Below are 19,886 nucleotides of genomic sequence, written 5' to 3' on the forward strand. Positions count from 1 at the left end.
TCGGTCATACGATTTCTCTCCCCGCGGTCGGAACCCTCGACGACGAGGACGGGCACCGTAATCAGACCGGAATCAGCGGGTTTTAGGCCCGCACGAGAGTTCACACGACCATGAGCCACGACGAGTTCCCGACGGAACAGCCAGCGGTGGTGACGTGTGGGTTGCCGTACGCGAACGGCGACCTGCACGTCGGCCACCTGAGATCGTACACAGCGGGCGACGTGCTGAGCCGCAGCCTGAAGAAACTGGGTCAGCAGACCGCGTTCGTCTCTGGGTCGGACATGCACGGGACGCCCATCGCGGTGAACGCGGACGAGGCCGGCGTCTCGCCGGCGGAGTTCGCGATGGAGTACCACGAGCAGTACGAGGAGACGTTCCCGAAGTTCAACGTCGAGTTCGACAACTACGGGCACACGCACGACGAGACGAACGCGGAGATAACCCAGGACATCGTCCGGACGCTGGAGGCGGAGGGCTACGTCTACGAGAAGGAGATCAAGGTCGCCTGGGACCCCATCGAGGACCAGCCGCTGCCGGACCGCTACGTCGAGGGCACGTGTCCGTACTGCGGGGCCCACGCCCGCGGCGACGAGTGCGACGAGGGCTGTGGTCGCCACCTCGAACCCGGCGAGATCGAGGACCCCGTCTCGACGCGGACGGGTAATCCGGCCGAGTACCGCGAGCGGCCGCACCGGTTCTTCGCGGTGTCCGAACTCGCGGACTACCTGAGCGGCTTCCTCGACCGGCTGGAGGGCACGTCGAACGCGCAGAACCAGCCCCGGGAGTGGATCGAGTCCGGGCTGGAGGACTGGTGTATCACCCGCGACCTCGACTGGGGCATCGACTACCCGGGCGAGGAGGACCTCGTGCTCTACGTCTGGGTCGACGCCCCCATCGAGTACATCTCGTCGACGAAGCAGTACAGCGAGCGCGTCGGTGCCGACGAGTACGACTGGGAGCAGGTCTGGCGGGAGGACGACGCCGGCGACGCTGGCGGCGAGGTCGTCCACGTCATCGGCCGGGACATCATCCAGCACCACACCATCTTCTGGCCGGCGATGCTCGAGGTGGCGGGCTACTCGGAGCCCCGGGCGGTCTGTGCGACCGGCTTCGTCACCATCAACGGGAAGGGCCTCTCGACGAGCCGGAACCGCGCCATCTGGGCACAGGAGTACCTCGACGAGGGGTTCCACCCGGACCTGCTGCGGTACTACCTGACGACGATGGGCGGCTTCCAGCAGGACCTCGACTTCTCCTGGGACCGGTTCCAGGAGCGCGTCAACGGCGAACTCGTCGGAACGGTCGGGAACTTCCTGTACCGGAGCCTGCTGTTCGCCTACCGGAACTTCGGCGGGACGCCCGAGGCGGAGCTCTCCGCGGAGGTCGAAGAGCGCATCGAGCAGGCGGTCGACGACTTCACCGCCGCGGTCAACGAGTACGAGGTCCGGAAGGCCGGCGACGCCGCGGTGAAGCTCGCCCAGTTCGGCAACGAGTACATCCAGCGCAACGAGCCCTGGAAGCTCGACGACGACGAGGCCGCGCCGGTCATCCGCGACTGCGTGCAGCTCGCGAAGGCCGTCACCGTCCTCATCGAGCCCGTCGCACCGGGGAAGGCCGAGGCGGCGTGGGCCCAGGTCGGCGGCGAGGCGGACGTCCACGACGTGACGCTTGACGCCGCGCTCGAACCGCCGGCGACCGAGTTCGACGAGCCCGCGGAGCTGTTCGAGCAGGTCGAGGACGAGCGCGTCGACGAGCTGAACGAGAAGCTCGCCGACCGCGTCGCCGAGGCCGCGAGCGACGACGACGCCGAGGACGAAACCGAAAGCGAGGAGGCCGAGGGCGACGACGCATCCGACGTGAGCGACGAACTCGAACCCCTGCTGGACGAGCGCATCGGCTTCGAGGACTTCGAGGCACTCGACATCCGCGTCGGCCGTATCGAGAGCGCCGAACCCGTCGAGGGCGCGGACAAGCTGGCGAAGCTCGCGGTCGACATCGGCTTCGAGACGCGACAGGTCGTCGCCGGCATCAAGCAGCTCCACGACCTCGACGAGCTGCCGGGGACGAAGGTCGTCCTGCTGGCGAACATGGAGAAGGCGGAGCTGTTCGGTGTCGAGTCAAACGGCATGGTGCTCGCCGCGGGCGAGCAGGCGGACCTGCTGACGACCCACGACGACGCCGAACCTGGCACGAAGGTTCGCTGAGGGCGTCGAGGCGGGCGGTGCTGCCTCGGCGACGGTTCAGATGTCGGTGACGAGGTCCGCGAAGTCCTCGGTCGGGATGGCCTCCATCGTCTGCATGTCGAGGCCGTGGCGCTCCATCGCGAGGGCGACCCGGAACGCCTCGTCGCGGCCGGCGGCGTCGAAGACGACGACGAAATCGTAGTCGCCGAGGATGGCGTACGTGTCCTCGAGCGTCGCGTCGAACTCCTCGGTCTCGACCTTGAGCTCGCCCCAGACGGTGGCGAGCTCCTGGACGTTGTTGATGTTCCGGTCACGGAGGCGGACCAGCGAGATGTACGTGGCCATACTCTCCAGCACTCGCCGGGGGCTTGTGAGTCTGTTGCCGACGGTGATAAGGGGGCCGCCGCGAGCGGATGAGCGACATGACTACTCGAAATCGAGTTAATCATGGGTATTTTTGACCCGGTCGGCCGTATCGGGGGCCATGAGAAACGCGAAGATCGTCTGCACGCTCGGTCCGGCGACCGAGTCGGTGAGCCAGATCCGGGAGCTCGCCGAGGCCGGGATGTCCGTCGGACGGATCAACTCGAGCCACGGCACCCTGGCGTCGCGGGCCGAACTCGTCGAACACCTCCGGCAGGTCGACGAGGAGACGGCAGACCCGGTGGCGACGATGGTCGACCTCCAGGGGCCGGAGGTCCGGACCGCACCGCTCGACGAGCCCATCGTCGTCGAGACGGGGTCGACCGTCCGGTTCGTGGAAGGCGACGCTGCGACGCCGACCGAGATCGGCCTCTCCTACGACATCCGCGCGGTCGAACCCGGCGACAGCGTCCTGCTGGACGACGGCCGCATCGAGACGACCGTCGAGCGTGTCGAGGACGACGCGGTCGTCGCACACGTCGACGCCGGCGGCGAGCTCGGCGGGCGCAAGGGCGTCAACACGCCGGGCGTCGACCTGAACCTCGACGTGGTCACCGAGAAGGACCGACGGGACCTCGAGCTGGCCGCCGAACACGAGGTCGACTTCGTGGCGGCGAGCTTCGTCCGGAGCGCGGCCGACGTGGTCGAGGTGTCGGAGGTGCTCGAGGAGTTCGGTGCGGACATCCCGGTCGTCGCGAAGATCGAGCGCGCCGGCGCGGTCGACAACCTCGACGAGATCATCGACACCGCCTACGGTGTGATGGTCGCCCGCGGCGACCTCGGCGTCGAGTGCCCGATGGAGGACGTGCCGATGATACAGAAGCGCATCATCCGCAAGTGCCGCGGGACGGGGACGCCGGTCATCACGGCGACGGAGATGCTCGACTCGATGGTCGAGCAGCGCCGGCCGACCCGGGCGGAGGCCTCGGACGTCGCCAACGCCGTCCTCGACGGCACCGACGCGGTGATGCTCTCGGCGGAGACGGCGGTCGGCAAGCATCCCGTCGCCGTCGTCGAGGCGATGGACCGCATCGTCCGGCAGGTCGAGCGCAGCGAGGAGTACGAGGAGCTGAACGAGCAGCGGGTGCCACCCGCCGGTGACTCGCGGACCGACGCGCTCGCCCGGTCAGCCCGCTACCTCGCCCGCGACGTGGGAGCGAGCGCGGTCGTCGCCGCGTCCGAGTCCGGCTACACCGCGCTGAAGACCGCGAAGTACCGACCCGGCGTGCCCGTCGTCGCGACGACGCCGACTGACCGGGTGCGTCGCCAGCTCTCGCTCACCTGGGGCGTCGCCGCCCAGTACGCCCCGTTCGACGCGGACGGCATCGACGCCGTCATCGAGAGCGCGGTGCAGGCCGCACTGGAGTCCGGCGTCGCCGACAGCGGCGATACGGTGGTCGTCCTCTCCGGCATGATGACCGAGCTCGAGGGCACACAGACGACGAACACGCTGAAGGTCCACGTCGCGGCGGAGACGCTCGCGACCGGCCGGTCGGTCGTCTCCGGCTACGTCACCGGCCCGGTGGTGCGTGCACCGGACGGCGACCTCTCGAGCGTCCCCGACGGGGCCGTCCTCGCGCTCGGCCCCGGCTTCGAGGGCGAGTTCGAGGGCGACGTGACCCGCATCGGCGGTATCGTCGACGCCCGGCCCGGCATGACCGGCTACCCCGCGATGGTCGCTCGGGAGGTCGACGTGCCGATGGTCAGCGGCGCGGACCTCGGTGACGTCGCCGACGGCACGACCGTCACCGTCGACGCCGACCGGGGCGTCGTCTACGAGGGAGAGATACGGCGACGGGAGGATGCCGGCGTGCGACCCACCGGGGTTTAGTAGCCACATCACCTAGCACGAGCCATGGAGGACGAATCGACGCGTCCCGGCCGCGAGGACGAGTCCGGCACGTCGCATCCCGGCGGGTCCACGACTGCGGACGACACGGCCGACGGACCCGCCGAGGCCGACGACGAGTTCGAATGGGTCGACGACGGCGACTGGGACCCGCCGAACGTCGAGCGGCGCGCGAGCGACGACGCGGAGGCCGTCCCGGTCGGCTACGTCGACATGGACGAGGTCATCGAACCGGGAGACGTGACCCTCGAGAACGCGATGTTCGTCGCCATCGGCGTGCTCGGGACCATCGGCCTGCTGCTCTACATCGTCCAGCTCGCGGGATGAGTCGGACCGACCGGCCTGCGAAATGTTAATCGGTCGCGGGTCCTAACTCCGACCATGGCACCGCTACTCGACGTCGACCTGCTCCCGTTCCTCCTGTTTCTCGCGGGAACGGGGCTGATGATACTGGAGGCGCTCGCTCCCGGCGCGCACTTCATCGTCATCGGCATCGCCCTCTTCGTGGCGGGTCTCATCGGTATGCTGTTCTCCCCGCTGGGAACCGCGCCGGCGATGGCGATAATGGTCCTCGGCATCGGCCTCGCGACGCTGTGGGTCTACCGCGAGTTCGACTTCTACGGCGGGAAGGGGACCGGGAAGACGAGCAGCTCCGACGACCTCCACGGTGCGCGGGCGACGGTGACCCAAGCGGTCACGGCGACGGAGGGGCAGGTCAGGGTCATCGAGGGCGGCGGCTTCAACCCGAACTACAGCGCCCGGACCGAGTTCGGCGAGATACCGGAGGGTACGGAGGTCATCGTCACCGACCCCGGCGGTGGCAACGTGTTGAACGTCGCGCCGACCGACCGGGAGGACGACATCGACCGCGAGCTCAGGCGCGACCGCGAACGCCGGGACCGCGACTCCTCGGTGGAGCCCGAGGGCGACAACGAGGACGTCGAGCCGGCCTGATCCGCCCGCCGCGGACGTGTCGGCCGTGTTACAAAGAGGAAGGTTTTTGTCAACTTCGCCGTGAAGTATAGCTATGGAACCGACCCCGCTACAGACGCTCCCGGCGCTCGGGTTCGTATTCGCGATTATCGGAATACTGATAATCGTCGCCCTGGCGTCGGCGGTGAAGATCGTCCAGCCGACGGAGAAGCGAACGCTCACCGTCCTCGGTGAGTACCGCGGGCTGCTCGAACCGGGCATCCACTTCGTCCCGCCGTTCGTGTCGAGCACGGTGAGCTTCGACATGCGGACGCAGACGCTCGACGTCCCGCCACAGGAGGCCATCACCCGGGACAACTCACCGGTCGTCGCGGACGCCGTGGTCTACATCCGCGTCATGGACGCGGGCAAGGCGTTCCTCGAGGTCGAGGACTACAAGAACGCCGTCGAGAACCTCGCCCAGACCACCCTCCGGGCGGTCATCGGCGACATGGAGCTCGACGACACGCTGAACAAGCGCCAGGAGATCAACGCCCGCATCCGCGAGGAGCTCGACGAGCCAACCGACGAGTGGGGTGTCCGGGTCGAGAGCGTGGAGGTCCGCGAGGTCAACCCCTCGAAGGACGTCCAGCAGGCGATGGAGCAGCAGACCTCCGCCGAGCGCCGTCGCCGCGCCATGATCCTCGAGGCGCAGGGTGAACGCCGCAGCGCGGTCGAGAAGGCGGAGGGTGACAAGCAGAGCGAGATCATCCGCGCACAGGGCCAGAAGCAGAGCCAGATCCTCGAGGCGCAGGGTGACGCCATCTCGACGGTGCTGCGTGCGAAGTCCGCCGAGTCGATGGGCGAGCGCGCGGTCATCGACAAGGGGCTGGAGGCGCTCGAACACATCGGGACCAGCGAGTCCACGACGTTCGTGCTGCCCCAGGAGCTGTCGTCGATGCTCGGCCGGTACGGCAAGCACCTCACCGGCAGTGACATCAAGCAGAGCGAGGCCGACCTCGACAGCCGGGACTTCGACGAGGAGACCCGGGAGATGCTCGGGCTCGACGACATCGAGGAGATCCTCGGCCAGATCGACCAGGAGGCCGAGATGGACGTCGAGAAGATGGAGCAGCAGGCGGAGGCCGTCAAGCAGGGCCAGGACCCCCGGAAGATAAAGAGCTCCGACGAGGTCATCGACGAGGCCGACGACGAGTTCAGCGGCGGCGACTACGACGTCGAACAGGAGATGAGCGACGATGAAGAGCTGACCGAGACGGAGTAGTCGACTCGGTCGGGCTCTCCAAGCGAAGCGGTTTTATCGCTGGGGAAAGTATCGAATATTAGTACATGGGGGAACAGAGCGACGTCGACGAGCGAAAACGGGCCACGCTCAAGCGGTTCGCCGCGGTCGGAGCGGCCAGCCCGTTCGCCCGGTTCGCGGACGTCGATTCGGCCGACGCCGGCGAGAGCGAGGTCCGTGACGCCATCACCGGCTACCTCACGGCCACTCCCGGCGCGCACTTCTCGAAGCTCCGCGACGACCTCAAGCTGGGCACCGGCGAGACCCAGCACCACCTTCGCCGCCTCGCCGACGACGGGAGCGTCGAGGTGTACCGCGACGGCGACTACAAACGGCTCTACCCGGCGGGTCGCTTCTCCGACTTCGAGAAGCGCGCGCTCGGCTACCTCCGCCGCGAGACGCCGCGTGGGATGCTCGTTGAACTGCTCCGGACGCCGGAGGCGGCGGGGAGCCATCTCGCGGACGCGCTCGACGTCTCGCGGCCGACGGTGAGCAAGTACGCGGGCGAGCTCGACGACGCCGGCCTGCTCTCCCGCGAGGACGGCTACCGCGTCGAACGGCCCGAGACGGTGCTGATGCTCGTCGTCAGGTACGCGGATTCGTTCGACGAGAGTGCAGCGGGACTGGCCGCGGAGGCGGACTCGCTGGTCCGCTTCGACGGCTGATCACGCGACGGACGGTGCCGGCAGCTCCTCCTCGCCGACGAGGTCGACATCCTCGTCGAGTGACGACAGGTACGACAGCACGGTGACGTGGTCCTCCTCGCCGCGACAGCACGGCAGCACGGCGACGATGTCGCCGTCGCGGCGGACGACCGTACAGACCAGCGGCGTCACGAGCATCTCGTTGTGTTCGCCCGTGATGGCGTTGTCCTCGACCCGGTGGGAGAATGCGGGTTCGAGCGTGACCCCCGCACGTTCGGCCCACTCCGCGAACTCCCGGTACTGGCTGGTCACCTCGCTCGGCACGGTCAGGTCGACCGCGCTCGGCCAGCTGTGGACCTCGTAGTCCGCGACGATTCCCCGCTCGACGAGTTCCTCGACAGTCTCGATGGCGTGTTCTCTCGGTCCGACGATCGGTGTGTGTGCCCGAAGGTGCACGTCGACTGTGAGCGATTCGGTGTCCATGACTCCCAGCCAATTATAACACCATCGTTCATTATAAACCTGTGTGCTCCCGGTCCGACCGGCGAGAGTGTCCGGCCCGTGGAGGGGGTCGCGGCGCGACCGGGTGGCCGCGTCGCTGCCGAACGTTGCGTGTCGCGGACCCGTCAGGGGCCCGCGAGGAATGATGACAGACGATCGAGTGTGTGAGCCGAGTCAGACCGTGACCTTCCAGGTCGTCGAGGAGGAGTAGCCCCACTTCTCGACGGCCACGTCGAACTCGCCGCGCTGGATGGCGGTCATGTTCGTGCCGACCTCCTTCGCGGTCATGTCGAGGTCGTCACCGATGAGCCTGGACTTGAAGTAGGTCTTCGTCTGGCCCTTCTCCCGGAGGTACTCCAGGATCCGGTGCTGCTTGGTCGAGAGGTCGGTCGTCGCGGCCGTGCTCGTGCTCATACATCCTCGTATGCGAACCTTCGTCTTAGGGGGTTTGGTACAGCCGGTTAATCGGCTCGTGTCTTGCGGTTTTCCTCCGCACAGTGTCCGGGAGGAACCGTGCTCGACTGCCGGTTGGTACGGGTGGTTAACGGGTCAGTCTGGAGACGGTTCAGAAAGTTCTTACCGACGGCTCGCCGAGGAATCCTCAATGAGCGAGGAGTCGGTCTCGGTGAGCGTCGTCCTCCCGGCCTACAACGAGGCCGCGACTATCGAGACGACCGTCGAGACCACGCTGTCGACGCTCGCCGCCTTCCTCCCCGCGGACTCGTACGAGGTCATCGTCGCGGAGGACGGCTGCGAGGACCGGACACCCGAGATCGCCGACGAGTTGGCCGCCGCGGACGACCGGGTGCGGCACTTCCACTCCGACCAGCGGCTCGGCCGCGGCGGTGCGCTCGAACGCGCGTTCCGTGCGAGCCATGGGGACACGCTGGTCTACTTCGACACCGACCTCGCGACGGACATGCGCCACCTCGAGGAGCTCGTCGAGAGCGTCCGCACCGACGGCTACGACGTCGTCACCGGCTCGCGCTGGATGGCCGGGAACGTCGCGGACCGACCCGCGAAGCGGGGCGTGCCGAGCCGCGTCTACAACGGACTGACGCGGCTGTTCCTCCGGTCCGACCTCCGCGACCACCAGTGCGGCTTCAAGGCGTTCGACCGCGAGGCGCTCTTGGCCCTGCTCGACGACGTCGAGGACCAGCACTGGTTCTGGGACACCGAGGTGCTCGTCAAGGCACAGCGACGCGGCTTCCGGGTGAAGGAGTTCGCGGTCGACTGGGAGCCGAAGGGCGACACGAAGGTCGACCTCGTCCGCGACGTGTTCGGGATGGGCAGCCAGATACTCCGGACGTGGTGGCAGCTGTCGGTCTCGCCGCGCGTGAACCGCCGTGTCGGCATCGTCGCCGGCACGCTGCTCACCTTCGTCGCCGTCTTCCTCATGGCGGTCCTCTACCTCGAACCGGACAAGGTCTGGTCGAACCTGCAGGCGGCCGACCTGACGCTCGTCGCCGTCGCCGCGGCCATCTACGTCCTCTCGTGGCCGCTACGCGGGCTGCGCTACCGGGACATCCTCGAGGAGATCGGCTTCCGGTCGAAGGTCGGCTTTCTGACCGGAGCCATCTTCATCAGCCAGACCGGGAACCTCGTGTTCCCCGCACGGCTCGGCGACGGCGTCCGGGCGTACGTGATGAAGGCACGCCGCGACGTGCCGTACTCCTCGGGCTTCGCGTCGCTGGCGGTCGAACGCGTCTTCGACCTGCTCACCATCACGGTGCTCGCGGGCTCGGTGATGCTCGCGCTCGTCGCCAGCGGGGACGCGGGCTCGGTCGCCAGCGCCCTCGCCGGCGAGACCGTCGGGCCGCGCTACGAGTCCGCCGCCCGGTACGCGAGCTACGTCGCAGCGTTCGTCGGGACCGCGGCGGTGGTCGCCGTCGTCGCCATCGTCGTCTCGGCGCGCTCGGACCGGAACCTCGTGCGACCGCTGGTGGACCGGCTCAGCGACGACTCCTACGCGATGGAGGTCGTCGCCGTCGTCGAGCGCTTCGTCGGGGACGTCCAGACGGTCGCGGGCTCGCGGCGCTCCTTCGCGGTCGTCGGCGGGTCGAGCCTGCTCGTCTGGACGCTCGACGTCTTCACCGGTATCGTCGTCATGCTCGCGGTCGGCATCGAGCTACCCGTGGCGACGCTCGTCGCGGTCGGTTTCTTCGCGGTCAGCGTCGGCAACCTCGCGAAGGTGCTCCCGCTGTCGCCCGGCGGGGTCGGCCTGTACGAGGGCGCGTTCACCGCGCTCGTCGTCGGGCTCGCGCCGGGCGTCACCGTAGAGCTCGCGGTGACGGCGGCCATCGTCGACCACGCGGTGAAGAACGTCGTCACCGTCATCGGCGGGCTCGGCTCGATGCTGGCGTTGAACGTCTCGCTCACCGAAGCTGTCGAGGAGAGCACGGAGGCCCGGGAGGCCGGCGAGGCGGTAACCGGGGAGTAGGTGACGGCAGCGGTTCCCCGTGCGGTCCGGCTCTACACCCCAAGATACTCAGGTGAAGGGCCGTGCGGCTTTCGTGTGAAACGACAGCTCCTTGCGGTCGGACTGGTCGCGATGGTCGCACTGGCCGGCTGTTCGGCGCTCCCGGGTGACGACGCCCCGGCCACCGAGGACGATCTCGAGGTAGCGGACGACGACCCCGGGGCGACGAACGTCACGCAGTCGCTCGTCTTCGATGTCGACGAGTCGGCAGCGGGGACCGAGCTGACCGAGGTTGCGGCGGTCTACCCCCGTGAGGCGTTCGACGTGGACGCGGCGGGCCACGAGGAGATCCGCATCGCGGTCGACACGGACGACGACGGCGAGGCCGAGGAGCGGTTCGACGAGAGCCACGTGAGCGGCGTCAACACCAACGAGTACTCCTACACCGTCACGCTCGACACCGGCTACACGCTCGACGCCGGCGACACCGTTCTGCTCGAGTACCCCGCCGTCGACAACCCCGACGAGCCGGGCAACTACACGGTCGAGCTGACGCTGAACGAGGAGCACGTGGAGAACGGGACCGTCACGGTGGCGTGACTGTCGGCCCCGGACGTGCCGTCGGGCCTCAGTCGTAGCTCGCGGTGACGAACGGACCGAGCGCGCCCGCGACGGCGGACCGGAGTGCGTCCTCCCGGTCGACCGTCCCGCCGGTGAAGATGCCGATAGCGCCCTCGCTCCGCGCGACGCCCTCGCGGTCGAACTCGTCGTCCATCACCGGGCCGAGCTCCTCGCCCGCCTGGATGCGTTCGGTCACGCTGTCGGGCAGGCGCACGCTCGGGCCGGCGGCGAGCTCGACGCGCTCGCCGTCGGTGACCGCGGCCCACATCACGAGGTACACGTCGTCGGTACCGAGGGGGGCGACGCCGCCCTCGATGCCGACGCCGAGGGTGTAGCCGCCGGTCTCGTACGCCCGCCGAGCACGGTTCCGTGCGCCGGTTCTGGTCTCGTCCAGTCCGGTCGGCTGTTCGGCGACGCCGGAGTCGACCGCCACCGCGTCGACGGTCGCCCCGGGGAGGTCGCCGATGGCCGCCTCGGTCGCCGCGACTTTCACCGGATTCTCGCTGCCGACTGCGACTCGCATACCCGTTCATGGCCGTCCGAACGGGATGTGTGTTGTCCTCCGCCCGCCGAAACGACAATATATGAATGTTATGATTTTTATCTACGAACCGCCGTTTCGGACCACGAATCCCGAGGATACGAAAAGAGTTCCAAAATCTTTATACGCCATCACTGCGACTCGTGTCTACAGCATCAGCGCTTCCGGTTTCTCCAGGTTGAACCCCTGGCCGGTAGCCCCCGCCTTCGCACCTATGACGAACGCACGAACCCGAGCACGACCACGAAACGAGGAACAGACGGACGAACAGACCAAAGACAGCGGCCTCAGCTGCCCCGAATGCGGCGGTCACGTCGTCAGTGAGGGGTCCGAGACCGTCTGTGGCGACTGCGGTCTCGTCGTCGAGGAGGACCAGGTCGACCGCGGCCCCGAGTGGCGCGCGTTCGACGCCCAGGAGAAGAACGAGAAGTCCCGCGTCGGCGCGCCGACGACGAACACGATGCACGACAAGGGCCTCTCGACGAACATCGACTGGCGGAACAAGGACGCCTACGGCAACTCCCTGGGCTCGCGCCAGCGCGAGAAGATGCAGCGCCTCCGGAAGTGGAACGAGCGCTTCCGCACCCGCGACTCGAAGGAGCGCAACCTCAAGCAGGCCCTCGGCGAGATCGACCGCATGGCGAGCGCGCTCGGCCTCCCGGACAACGTCCGCGAGACCGCCTCCGTCATCTACCGCCGCGCGCTGAACGAGGACCTGCTCCCGGGCCGCTCCATCGAGGGCGTCGCGACGAGCTCCGTCTACGCCGCCGCGCGCCAGGCCGGCGTCCCGCGCAGCCTCGACGAGATCAGCGACGTCTCCCGCGTCGAGAAGAACGAGGTCGCCCGCACGTACCGCTACGTCGTCCGCGAACTCGGTCTGGAGGTCCGCCCGGCCGACCCCGAGAGCTACGTCCCGCGCTTCGCCTCGGGTCTCGAACTCTCCGACGAGGCCGAGCACCGCGCCCGCGCACTGCTCCAGAACGCCAAGGAGAAGGGCGTCCACTCCGGCAAGTCGCCCGTCGGCCTCGCCGCCGCCGCCGTCTACGCTGCCTCGCTGCTCACGAACGAGAAGACGACGCAGGCCGCCGTCAGCGACGTCGCCGACATCTCCGAGGTCACCATCCGGAACCGCTACCACGAGCTGCTCGAAGCCGAGGACAACCTCGGCCTCGTCTGAACGGCCGGCACCAGCGACACGACATCGCGTCGCGACCCGACGCCCGTTCTCAAACGCGGACCACACACCGGTAGCGGTGCCGCCATCGCGCACGTTTTTGCCGGTCCGCGCAGTAGCCCGTCCATGGACTTCGACTCGTTCGTCCTCTGTGCGAGCACGGCGGACCTCGCCGCCGAACCGGCGGCCCGCGAGCACGCCGACGCCGTCGAGTTCCGGATGGACCTCGCGAGCGACCCGCTGGCCGCGCTCGCGGACTACGACGGCGAGCTGCCGGTGCTGGCGACGAACCGGGCGCGCTGGGAGGGCGGCGGGGCCGGGGACGACACCGACCGGCTGGACGCGCTGGCGACTGCGGCGACGACGCACGCCGTCGAGGCCATCGACGTCGAGCTGGCGTCGATACGGGGCGACGACGGCGAGCGGGTCGTCGAGCGAGCTCGCGAGGTGGGCGCGAGCGTCGTCGTCTCGACGCACGACTTCGAGGGCGCGGGCGACGCGGAGACGATGGCGACGGCGCTCGACGCCGGGCTCGCATACGGCGACGTGGCGAAGCTCGCCGTCACGGCGACCGACCGGCAGGACGTCCTCTCGCTGCTCGCACTCACCGACGAGTACGACCGGGCGGGCGACCCGGTGGCGACCATCGCGATGGGCGAGGCCGGCCGACACTCCCGCGTCGTCGCCCCGCTGTACGGCTCCCGCATCGGCTACGCGCCGGTCGACCCCGCCGACGCGACCGCGCCCGGGCAGTTCGACCTCGCGACCACGGCCCAACTCGTCGACGAGCTCTCCCGCCGGTGACGGCGACGGCACCGCGACGTTCGCCACCGGCCTGTGGCCGACTGGACCGCGAGCGCACCGACCTCGACCGGACGAGACCGACGGCCGGTGCCAGAACCCGAACCGTATTCACACCCGAAGACACACGTCGGAGTATGGGACGGATTCGGCGGCTCGTCGCGGTCATCCTCTCGTTCCTGTTCCCGGGGCTCGGTCACGTCTACGTCCGCCGGTTCCAGCGCGGACTCGGCTTCGCGGCGATGGCGGTGGGCGTCGTCCTCCTGCTCGGGCCGCCGCTCCCGACCAGCGGTCCGGTCGTCGAGTCGGCCCTCGAAGCCTGGGAGGCATCGTCGTTCGAGGCGAACGTCGCGCTGAGCGCCGTGGAGTTCGCGGCGATGCTCGACGTGTACCTGCTGGAGCGCTCGACGGCCGACCCCGAAACCGCGGCGAGCTGTCCGAACTGCGGTCGCGAACTGGACGAGTCGCTCTCGTTCTGTCCCTGGTGTGCCCACGAACTCCGGGCCGAGTAGCTAGCGGTTCACGACATCTATATGACAGTGTTCGTCTCGAGATAGTCGGGCGCACACCTGCCGACAGCTCTCCGCAGTAGAACACCGTTTTCAGCACGTCTAAACGGTAGTAACGTCTGGTTATTGGTGGTGTCTGATTGCAAAAACAGCCGCAGTAGTGTTAGAAAACAAAAACTAACTTGATATCACAGTACGAGTATCTTGTGGCTAGAGACAGGCATATGGATAGCGCACCCTCGGAGACCCAGGACAGGGGGGTCTCGGAGCTGTTGGGGCTCGTCTTGCTGTTCGGCATGGTCGCTGTGGGCATCGCGGCCATCCTGCTCGCAGGGTCGGTAGCGGTCGACAGTATCCAGGAGGAGGCATCGGTCAGTTCGGCGCAGATGGGGATGCACGAACTCGACTCACGCGTCGGCGATACGACCGGCGGGCCGGTCGGCATCGACCTCGAGAGTCGCGACGGCGTCTACCGCGTCGTCAGGAACGGCTCGGTCAGCTTCACGGTGAACGGGCAGGCGAACTGTTCGACCACGACCCCGCTTGGGAGCGTCCAGTACCACGACCGGCGGGGCAACCGGCTCGCCTACGAGGCCGGTGGTATCTGGCGGCTCGACAGCGACGGCGGCATCTCGATGGTGTCCGCGCCCCAAATCGACCACGACGACGGCCAGCTGACGATGGACCTCACGAACATCTCGGGCGAGTTCGACGGCGGGCAGGCAGTGATGCGGTCCGCCGAGACGAGCGCCGACGACGACATCGTCGAGGAGCTCTACCGGGGCGGCGATGGCTGCTTCCCTCCCGAGACCATCACGATCACCGTTGAGAGCCAGTTCTACGAGGCGTGGGGCCGGTACTTCGAGGGCACGCTGAACGAGTCGACGACCGTCGTCGACGACGACGCACGCACCGCGAGCGTCGAGCTCCCCATCGACTCGACGTTCTCGGTGAACAGCTCGAACGACTCCGTCACCTCGAGCACGCAGTTCAACGCGACCGTCGAGCTGCTCGGGACGGAGCTGTCGGGGCTCTCGGGCGACCGGGCGATTTACGGGCCGACGACGTTCCGCGTCGTCGCTGGCGGTGACGAGTACACGCCTTGGCCGGACGGCGACCCGGACGACGCCATCGCGGACGACCCCGCGGAGGACGACGTGAACGACCCGACCGAGGGCGAGTACCAGCATTACGAGCTGAACGACTACCCCGCCGGCACGTCCATCACCGTCAGAGCGACCTCGTGGTCGTGTGGGTGGTGGTACGATGGCGAAGACACCGGACAGGACATCACCGTCGGCGGTGATTCCTACGACCAGTGGCGCTGCACCGACCTCGACGAGGACGACGAGCGCATCTCGCTGAACTCCACCGGCGAGAGCTCGAACCTCGTCGTGCTGCAGGACGGCGAGGAGGTGCCGAGCTTCGGGGCGGCAGGACCCGAGCAGCGTGGGCTCGACGAGATCCTCGGCTCGCGCATCGACGACACGGGGACGCTCCAGCTCGCACCCAACGAGGTCGTCTTCCTCTACGAGCTCTCGGAGCCCGACGCGGACCCCGAAGACGCCGACGGCTCCGGCGACCCGGACTACAACGACGCGGTCGTGCTCGTGACCATCGAGCAGTCGTGGAACAGCACGAGCGACTTCTCCATCCGCATCGAGAAGGACCAGATAATCGTCGAGGAGGACGACGAGGAGAACAGCGTGGTGGCGAGCCTGTCCCCGTCAGCCTGAGCGGTGCGGGTGCGCTCGCGTCGGCCGGCTACTTCTCGACGATGCTCTCCTCGATGGCCTCACCGAAGTGCCGGGCGGTGTCCTCGTAGTAGACCAGCAGCTCGTCACCCTCCGCGAGGTCGGTGATGGCCGTCCGGCCGTCGCGCGTGTGGACCTTGATGGTCTCGGCGTTCTGCAGCAGCGTCTCGAACCGGTCGCCGTCGCGCTCCAGTTCGACGCGGAACATCGGGCGCTGCTCGATCTTCGCGCGGCCGACGATGGCCTCGCGGGTGTGGCCCTCGGTGTCGACGACCTGCACCTCGTCGCCGGAACCGACCTCGCTCAGGTACTTCGTCCCGCCGCCGGGCGTGCGGACGTACGCGTGGACCGCCCCGGCGTTCACGCGGAACGGCCGCGAGGCGACGTAGGGCGACTCCGCGGTCTCGGCGTGGACGAACACCAGTCCGCGGCTCATCGAGCCGACGAGCATCCCCTCGTCGTGGTCGAGCAGCGAACCGGTATCGACGCAGACCCGGTCGGCGCTCCCGGTCTGTTCGACGGTGCGGACCGTCGCCCACGAGAGGTCCAGCTTCTCGCGCTCTGTCTCGTCCCGGACCTCCACCGTGCGCCGGATCTCGTCCGGGTCGTCGCTGTCGAGCAGCACGGCGTCCGCGCCTGACTCCAGCGTCTCGAACGCCGTCCGGGCGTCCTCCGCGTTCGAGACACCCGCCACGAGGCTCGTCTCGTCGCCGATGCGCGCGATGAGGTTCTCAAGCGGGATGATGGTCCAGTCCTCGCCGACGACGATGGTGTAGTCCGCTGTCTCTGCCGCCGCCTCGGCGAAGCGCTCGTACTCCTGGCCCATGATACGCACGTACGCCCCGTCGGCGTTGCCCCGCCGCAGCGTCGAGAGGTCCGCAGAGCCCGAGAGGTCCGCCGGGAAGTCGACCGTGCCGTCGCCCTCGCCCTCCTTCCCGACGACGTACGCGTCCGGCTCGGCCGGCTCCTCGAGCTCCTCGGCCTCGCCCTCCGCGTCGTCGATGACGTCCACGTCGCCGCCGCTCCGGAACGCCGCCACGTTCACCGCACCGAGCTCGCGCACCCGCTCGACGTCCCAGTCGTCGACGAGCACCCAGTCCACGCCGGCCTCCAGGCCGGCGGTGATGCGGCGCTTCCGCGCCTCCCAGTCGCCGACGGCGTCGTCGGCCTTCAGCCAGACTTCGCGTGTCATAATCCAACGGTCGAAGGGCGGTGGCTTGAACGTGGCGTTCGTGACGAGTACAGCAGGTGATGGTGAGATCGGTAGCAGACTGCGGAGACGGTCCCGGTAGCGTCGACAACAGCCAGGAACCCCCGGCGAGCTACGCTCCCGCGGCTCCCTCTCGGCGCTTCTCGTCCCTCGCGCAGTCTCGTCAGCGCGCGCCGCCCGGCTGGTCAACTGTCGATGCGGGCCAGAAGTTTACACTAGCTGTAAACCTTCTGGGTCCGCGTTACGACTGCGGCCCCAGATACCCCCACGCCTGCAGGCGGTCGCCCTCGCCGTCGATCCAGCGTTCGCCGATGTCGTCGCGGTAGTACATGTTCGGCATGACGATGTCGCCGATGCGGCCGTAGGCCTGTTCGCGGGCCTCGGCCATCGTCTCGCCCTTCCCGGTGACGACGATTGGCATGCCGTTGTCGCCGGCGGCGCGCCACTGGCCGTCGACGTTCTTCGCGTCCTCGAGGTGGATGCCCTTCCGGCTCTCGGTCTCGAAGACGACGGCGGCGTTGCGGGAGTTCTCGTCGTAGGTCTTCGGGTCGTCGAACGGGAACGGTGGGAGGACGACCCGGACGCCGATCTGGTAGCCCCGGTGGACCGCGAGGTCGGGGTCGTTCCCGTGGGCGAGGTCGTAGAAGAACTCCCCCGTGTTGGACTCGAAGGACTCCTCCTGGAGGGCGATGGTCGGGTAGCCGAAGCGCGGCGTGAACTCCAGCGGGTAGATGCCGGTCTCGTTGACGATGCAGTTGATGTCGATGCTGCCGACGTAGCCCTCGTCGGCGAGCCAGCCCTCCAGTTTGCCCAGCGTCTCCTCGAACAGGCGGTTGCGCCCGGCCCAGAACATCGAGGTGCCCATCTCGCCGGTGGAGGGGCCGATGTTGCCCGGGAAGAGCTTCTTGTGCTCGAAGTTGAAGTTCACCTCGTCGACGAAGGAGTTCCCGTCGAAGAAGCCACAGACGGCGATCTCCACACCGTCGACCTTGCGCTGGAGCTGGAACCCCTTCATCCGGTGGCCCCAGGCCTTCTCGTAGGCACGGAGCACGTCGACGACGTCGCTGCCGTCGTCCTCGCTGCCGACGTACAGCAGGCGCTTGACGTTCTGGACCTCGCCCAGGGGTTTGATGACGTACGGGGCGGGGTGCTCCCTGACGTGCTGGATGGCCGCGTCGAAGTCGTGGAACACGTGGTGCTCGATGGTGTTCACGCCGTGGTCCTCGAGCACGTCCATCGCGTACCCGCGGTCCTCCTCGAGACGGTCCGTGTTCGGGGTGCCGCCCACGACCGCGGTCCCCGCCTCGCGGAGCTCCCGGGCGAGCGCACCGGTGCCGACGTCGTCGCCGACCCAGATGTCGTCGAAGACGACGACGTCGGCCCAGTCGACCTCGGCCTCCCAGTCGTCCGTCTTCGGGACGAAGCCATCGCCGATCTCCCGGTCGCCCGGGGCGTCGATGTAGTACTTCACGTCGTGGCCCTCGCGGTGGACCTGCCAGGCGAGGTCGGTGATCAGTGCGGCGTCGGCGGAGACGAACAGGAAGCGTCTTGTGTCCATGGTTGGGGTGATGTGTCGTCGAGGACGCTCGTCGGGACGTCCACGTGGCACCGACGACCGCCACGGTGAAAAACGGGTCCGTTATGTGCCCGGCGTGTGGCCGACGGACGCGGCGGTTTCGTCGGTTCGACAGGAATTACAGGACGCGATACTGGAGAAATTTAAGTGAGTACGCGTTCCACTCTGGGTCAACATGCGACTGATCGTGGCACTCGTCGGTCTCGCGGTGCTCGTCTCCCCCCTGACCGTGGCCGCCACCCCGGCGGCATCGGCGAGCACGGCCGAGGCCGACGTGACACTCCGTGTGACCGTGGTGAACGCGCAGGGTGACCCCCTGGGCAACGCCGAGGTGACGGTATCGTACGACGGCGAGGAAGTGACCAGCGGGACGTTCTCGAACGGCGAGGCGCTGTTCGACGTGCCCGAGGGCGCGACCGTCGAGATCATGCCGAGCCACCCGATGCTCGTCAAGAACAACCCGATGACGGTCGAGAACGTCACGGACGGCACCGAGGTCTCGGTGACGATGCACCCGGCCGCGACCGGGCAGGTATCCGTCGTCGACGGCAGCGGCAACGGCGTCACCGATGCGAGCGTCCAGCTCCGCAAGGAGGGGCGGACGGTGCTCGCCGCGACCGGGAGGACCGGCAGCGACGGGACGTACACGACGCCGGAGCTCGAGCGGGGCAACTACACCGTCGAGATCACGAAGCCGGGCTACTACGAGGTACAGACCACGGTGGCGCTCTCGGGCGACACCGACGTGCCCGTCGAGGTCGAGCAGGGCAGTGTCACGGTCGACTTCAGCGTCGTCGACCCGCACTTCGACCCCGCCGAGCCCATCCGGGCGAACATCGAGATCGAGGACGCGGGCGGGACCATCGGAACGTTCCAGACCGACAGCAGCGGGAGCCGGAGCGTCAGCCTCGACGTGAACACGCGCTACAGCGTCACCGTCGACAAGGAGGGATACGAGCCGGCCAGCTCCACGTTCCGTCTCGGCGAGAGGGACCGGAGCCAGACGTTCGAGATCCAGCGCACGCCCCAGCTGACGGTCGAGCCGATGAACACGCAGGTCGTCGTCGGACAGACCGTCCGCGTCGACGTCACCGACGAGTACGACGAGCCGGCCGTCGGTGCCGACATCCGGATCGACGGCGAGACCGTCGGGACGACCGACGACGCCGGTCAGGCGACCGTGACGGTCGAGCAGGCCGGCGAGGTCGAGCTCACCGCGGTCAACGGCTCGGTCGAGTCGGCCGGCGTCGTCATCGAGGCCTTCGAGCCGCGGACCGATGCGCCGACCACGACCGCGACGCAGAACGCGACCCCGACGCCGACGGCGGCCCCGACCTCGCAGGCACCGGCGACCACCGAGGCGTCGGGCGATGGCGGGACGCCCGGCTTCGGCGTGGCCGTCGCGCTCGTCGCGCTGGTCATCGCCGCGTTGCTCGCGCGCATCCGGGACTGAGCGAGGCGGTCGC

At 68.3% G+C, this 19,886-nt stretch carries 19 protein-coding genes; 13 read left to right on the forward strand and 6 right to left on the reverse strand.

What is annotated here, in order from left to right:
• Nucleotides 1-110 precede the first annotated feature (110 nt).
• Nucleotides 111-2,204 (forward strand): methionine--tRNA ligase, encoded by a 2,094-nt coding sequence (gene metG / locus NO345_RS04330; protein WP_256296821.1) that lies wholly within the window; start codon nucleotides 111-113, stop codon nucleotides 2,202-2,204.
• 36 nt (nucleotides 2,205-2,240) lie between these two features.
• On the opposite strand, the gene NO345_RS04335 is transcribed toward metG, so the two are convergent.
• Nucleotides 2,241-2,528: a GYD domain-containing protein gene (locus tag NO345_RS04335; protein ID WP_256296823.1), complete on the reverse strand. Its 288-nt coding sequence runs from the start codon at nucleotides 2,526-2,528 to the stop codon at nucleotides 2,241-2,243.
• 139 nt (nucleotides 2,529-2,667) lie between these two features.
• On the opposite strand from NO345_RS04335, the gene pyk reads away from it, so the two are divergent.
• The 5 genes from pyk (at nucleotide 2,668) to NO345_RS04360 (ending at nucleotide 7,335) form a co-directional block, all read left to right on the forward strand.
• Nucleotides 2,668-4,437, forward strand: coding sequence for a pyruvate kinase (gene pyk / locus NO345_RS04340; protein WP_256296825.1), 1,770 nt, complete (start codon nucleotides 2,668-2,670; stop codon nucleotides 4,435-4,437).
• A gap of 24 nt (nucleotides 4,438-4,461) precedes the next feature.
• Entirely contained in the window at nucleotides 4,462-4,782 is a 321-nt protein-coding gene (locus NO345_RS04345; protein WP_256296827.1) for a DUF7312 domain-containing protein, read from the forward strand.
• Between the two features lie 54 nt (nucleotides 4,783-4,836).
• Nucleotides 4,837-5,409: an NfeD family protein gene (locus tag NO345_RS04350; RefSeq protein ID WP_256296829.1), complete on the forward strand. Its 573-nt coding sequence runs from the start codon at nucleotides 4,837-4,839 to the stop codon at nucleotides 5,407-5,409.
• Nucleotides 5,410-5,482: 73 nt separating this feature from the next.
• A complete protein-coding gene (locus NO345_RS04355) occupies nucleotides 5,483-6,652 on the forward strand; it encodes an SPFH domain-containing protein (protein WP_256296831.1) in 1,170 nt (389 codons plus the stop codon).
• 65 nt (nucleotides 6,653-6,717) lie between these two features.
• Nucleotides 6,718-7,335, forward strand: a complete 618-nt coding sequence (locus tag NO345_RS04360; protein WP_256296833.1) for a winged helix-turn-helix transcriptional regulator — start codon at nucleotides 6,718-6,720, stop codon at nucleotides 7,333-7,335.
• On the opposite strand, the gene NO345_RS04365 is transcribed toward NO345_RS04360, so the two are convergent.
• A complete protein-coding gene (locus tag NO345_RS04365) occupies nucleotides 7,336-7,797 on the reverse strand; it encodes an HTH domain-containing protein (RefSeq protein WP_256296835.1) in 462 nt (153 codons plus the stop codon). It abuts the gene before it with no gap.
• A 192-nt stretch (nucleotides 7,798-7,989) separates the two neighbouring features.
• On the reverse strand, nucleotides 7,990-8,229 hold the full coding sequence (locus tag NO345_RS04370; RefSeq protein WP_256296837.1) for a DUF7123 family protein: 240 nt from the start codon (nucleotides 8,227-8,229) through the stop codon (nucleotides 7,990-7,992).
• Between the two features lie 190 nt (nucleotides 8,230-8,419).
• Between NO345_RS04370 and NO345_RS04375 the strand changes: the two genes are divergently transcribed.
• Nucleotides 8,420-10,255, forward strand: coding sequence for a flippase-like domain-containing protein (locus NO345_RS04375; RefSeq protein ID WP_256296839.1), 1,836 nt, complete (start codon nucleotides 8,420-8,422; stop codon nucleotides 10,253-10,255).
• A 75-nt stretch (nucleotides 10,256-10,330) separates the two neighbouring features.
• Nucleotides 10,331-10,834, forward strand: coding sequence for a hypothetical protein (locus NO345_RS04380; protein WP_256296841.1), 504 nt, complete (start codon nucleotides 10,331-10,333; stop codon nucleotides 10,832-10,834).
• A gap of 28 nt (nucleotides 10,835-10,862) precedes the next feature.
• On the opposite strand, the gene yjjX is transcribed toward NO345_RS04380, so the two are convergent.
• Nucleotides 10,863-11,378: an inosine/xanthosine triphosphatase gene (yjjX, locus tag NO345_RS04385; RefSeq protein ID WP_256296843.1), complete on the reverse strand. Its 516-nt coding sequence runs from the start codon at nucleotides 11,376-11,378 to the stop codon at nucleotides 10,863-10,865.
• A gap of 232 nt (nucleotides 11,379-11,610) precedes the next feature.
• Between yjjX and NO345_RS04390 the strand changes: the two genes are divergently transcribed.
• From NO345_RS04390 to NO345_RS04405, 4 genes are all read left to right on the forward strand, one after another.
• On the forward strand, nucleotides 11,611-12,573 hold the full coding sequence (locus NO345_RS04390; RefSeq protein WP_256296845.1) for a transcription initiation factor IIB: 963 nt from the start codon (nucleotides 11,611-11,613) through the stop codon (nucleotides 12,571-12,573).
• Between the two features lie 123 nt (nucleotides 12,574-12,696).
• Nucleotides 12,697-13,374 carry a type I 3-dehydroquinate dehydratase gene (locus NO345_RS04395; protein ID WP_256296847.1) on the forward strand — a complete coding sequence of 226 codons (678 nt, stop codon included), beginning with the start codon at nucleotides 12,697-12,699 and terminating at the stop codon, nucleotides 13,372-13,374.
• A 134-nt stretch (nucleotides 13,375-13,508) separates the two neighbouring features.
• Entirely contained in the window at nucleotides 13,509-13,883 is a 375-nt protein-coding gene (locus NO345_RS04400; protein ID WP_256296849.1) for a zinc ribbon domain-containing protein, read from the forward strand.
• Between the two features lie 221 nt (nucleotides 13,884-14,104).
• Nucleotides 14,105-15,616, forward strand: coding sequence for a DUF7289 family protein (locus NO345_RS04405; protein ID WP_256296851.1), 1,512 nt, complete (start codon nucleotides 14,105-14,107; stop codon nucleotides 15,614-15,616).
• Nucleotides 15,617-15,644: 28 nt separating this feature from the next.
• Here the strand turns inward: NO345_RS04405 and NO345_RS04410 are convergent, their stop codons facing one another.
• Both NO345_RS04410 and NO345_RS04415 read right to left on the reverse strand, forming a co-directional pair.
• Nucleotides 15,645-16,826 (reverse strand): 3-dehydroquinate synthase II, encoded by a 1,182-nt coding sequence (locus NO345_RS04410; RefSeq protein ID WP_256296853.1) that lies wholly within the window; start codon nucleotides 16,824-16,826, stop codon nucleotides 15,645-15,647.
• Between the two features lie 259 nt (nucleotides 16,827-17,085).
• Nucleotides 17,086-18,402 (reverse strand): phosphoribosylamine--glycine ligase, encoded by a 1,317-nt coding sequence (locus NO345_RS04415; RefSeq protein WP_256296855.1) that lies wholly within the window; start codon nucleotides 18,400-18,402, stop codon nucleotides 17,086-17,088.
• Nucleotides 18,403-18,595: 193 nt separating this feature from the next.
• Between NO345_RS04415 and NO345_RS04420 the strand changes: the two genes are divergently transcribed.
• Nucleotides 18,596-19,873 (forward strand): carboxypeptidase regulatory-like domain-containing protein, encoded by a 1,278-nt coding sequence (locus tag NO345_RS04420; protein ID WP_256296857.1) that lies wholly within the window; start codon nucleotides 18,596-18,598, stop codon nucleotides 19,871-19,873.
• Nucleotides 19,874-19,886 lie beyond the last annotated feature (13 nt).

This window comes from Haloarchaeobius salinus (genome assembly GCF_024464185.1).
Taxonomy (GTDB): Archaea; Halobacteriota; Halobacteria; order Halobacteriales; family Natrialbaceae; genus Haloarchaeobius; species Haloarchaeobius salinus.

Bases quoted from the DNA above. Each gene is read 5' to 3' on its own strand.
- NO345_RS04405 (WP_256296851.1), top strand. From the start codon at position 14,105: ATGGATAGCGCACCCTCGGAGACCCAGGACAGGGGGGTCTCGGAGCTG.
- NO345_RS04335 (WP_256296823.1), bottom strand. From the start codon at position 2,528: ATGGCCACGTACATCTCGCTGGTCCGCCTCCGTGACCGGAACATCAAC.
- yjjX (WP_256296843.1), bottom strand. From the start codon at position 11,378: ATGCGAGTCGCAGTCGGCAGCGAGAATCCGGTGAAAGTCGCGGCGACC.
- NO345_RS04395 (WP_256296847.1), top strand. From the start codon at position 12,697: ATGGACTTCGACTCGTTCGTCCTCTGTGCGAGCACGGCGGACCTCGCC.
- NO345_RS04390 (WP_256296845.1), top strand. From the start codon at position 11,611: ATGACGAACGCACGAACCCGAGCACGACCACGAAACGAGGAACAGACG.
- pyk (WP_256296825.1), top strand. From the start codon at position 2,668: ATGAGAAACGCGAAGATCGTCTGCACGCTCGGTCCGGCGACCGAGTCG.
- NO345_RS04420 (WP_256296857.1), top strand. From the start codon at position 18,596: ATGCGACTGATCGTGGCACTCGTCGGTCTCGCGGTGCTCGTCTCCCCC.
- NO345_RS04375 (WP_256296839.1), top strand. From the start codon at position 8,420: ATGAGCGAGGAGTCGGTCTCGGTGAGCGTCGTCCTCCCGGCCTACAAC.
- NO345_RS04345 (WP_256296827.1), top strand. From the start codon at position 4,462: ATGGAGGACGAATCGACGCGTCCCGGCCGCGAGGACGAGTCCGGCACG.
- metG (WP_256296821.1), top strand. From the start codon at position 111: ATGAGCCACGACGAGTTCCCGACGGAACAGCCAGCGGTGGTGACGTGT.
- NO345_RS04400 (WP_256296849.1), top strand. From the start codon at position 13,509: ATGGGACGGATTCGGCGGCTCGTCGCGGTCATCCTCTCGTTCCTGTTC.
- NO345_RS04355 (WP_256296831.1), top strand. From the start codon at position 5,483: ATGGAACCGACCCCGCTACAGACGCTCCCGGCGCTCGGGTTCGTATTC.
- NO345_RS04415 (WP_256296855.1), bottom strand. From the start codon at position 18,402: ATGGACACAAGACGCTTCCTGTTCGTCTCCGCCGACGCCGCACTGATC.
- NO345_RS04360 (WP_256296833.1), top strand. From the start codon at position 6,718: ATGGGGGAACAGAGCGACGTCGACGAGCGAAAACGGGCCACGCTCAAG.
- NO345_RS04350 (WP_256296829.1), top strand. From the start codon at position 4,837: ATGGCACCGCTACTCGACGTCGACCTGCTCCCGTTCCTCCTGTTTCTC.
- NO345_RS04410 (WP_256296853.1), bottom strand. From the start codon at position 16,826: ATGACACGCGAAGTCTGGCTGAAGGCCGACGACGCCGTCGGCGACTGG.
- NO345_RS04365 (WP_256296835.1), bottom strand. From the start codon at position 7,797: ATGGACACCGAATCGCTCACAGTCGACGTGCACCTTCGGGCACACACA.
- NO345_RS04370 (WP_256296837.1), bottom strand. From the start codon at position 8,229: ATGAGCACGAGCACGGCCGCGACGACCGACCTCTCGACCAAGCAGCAC.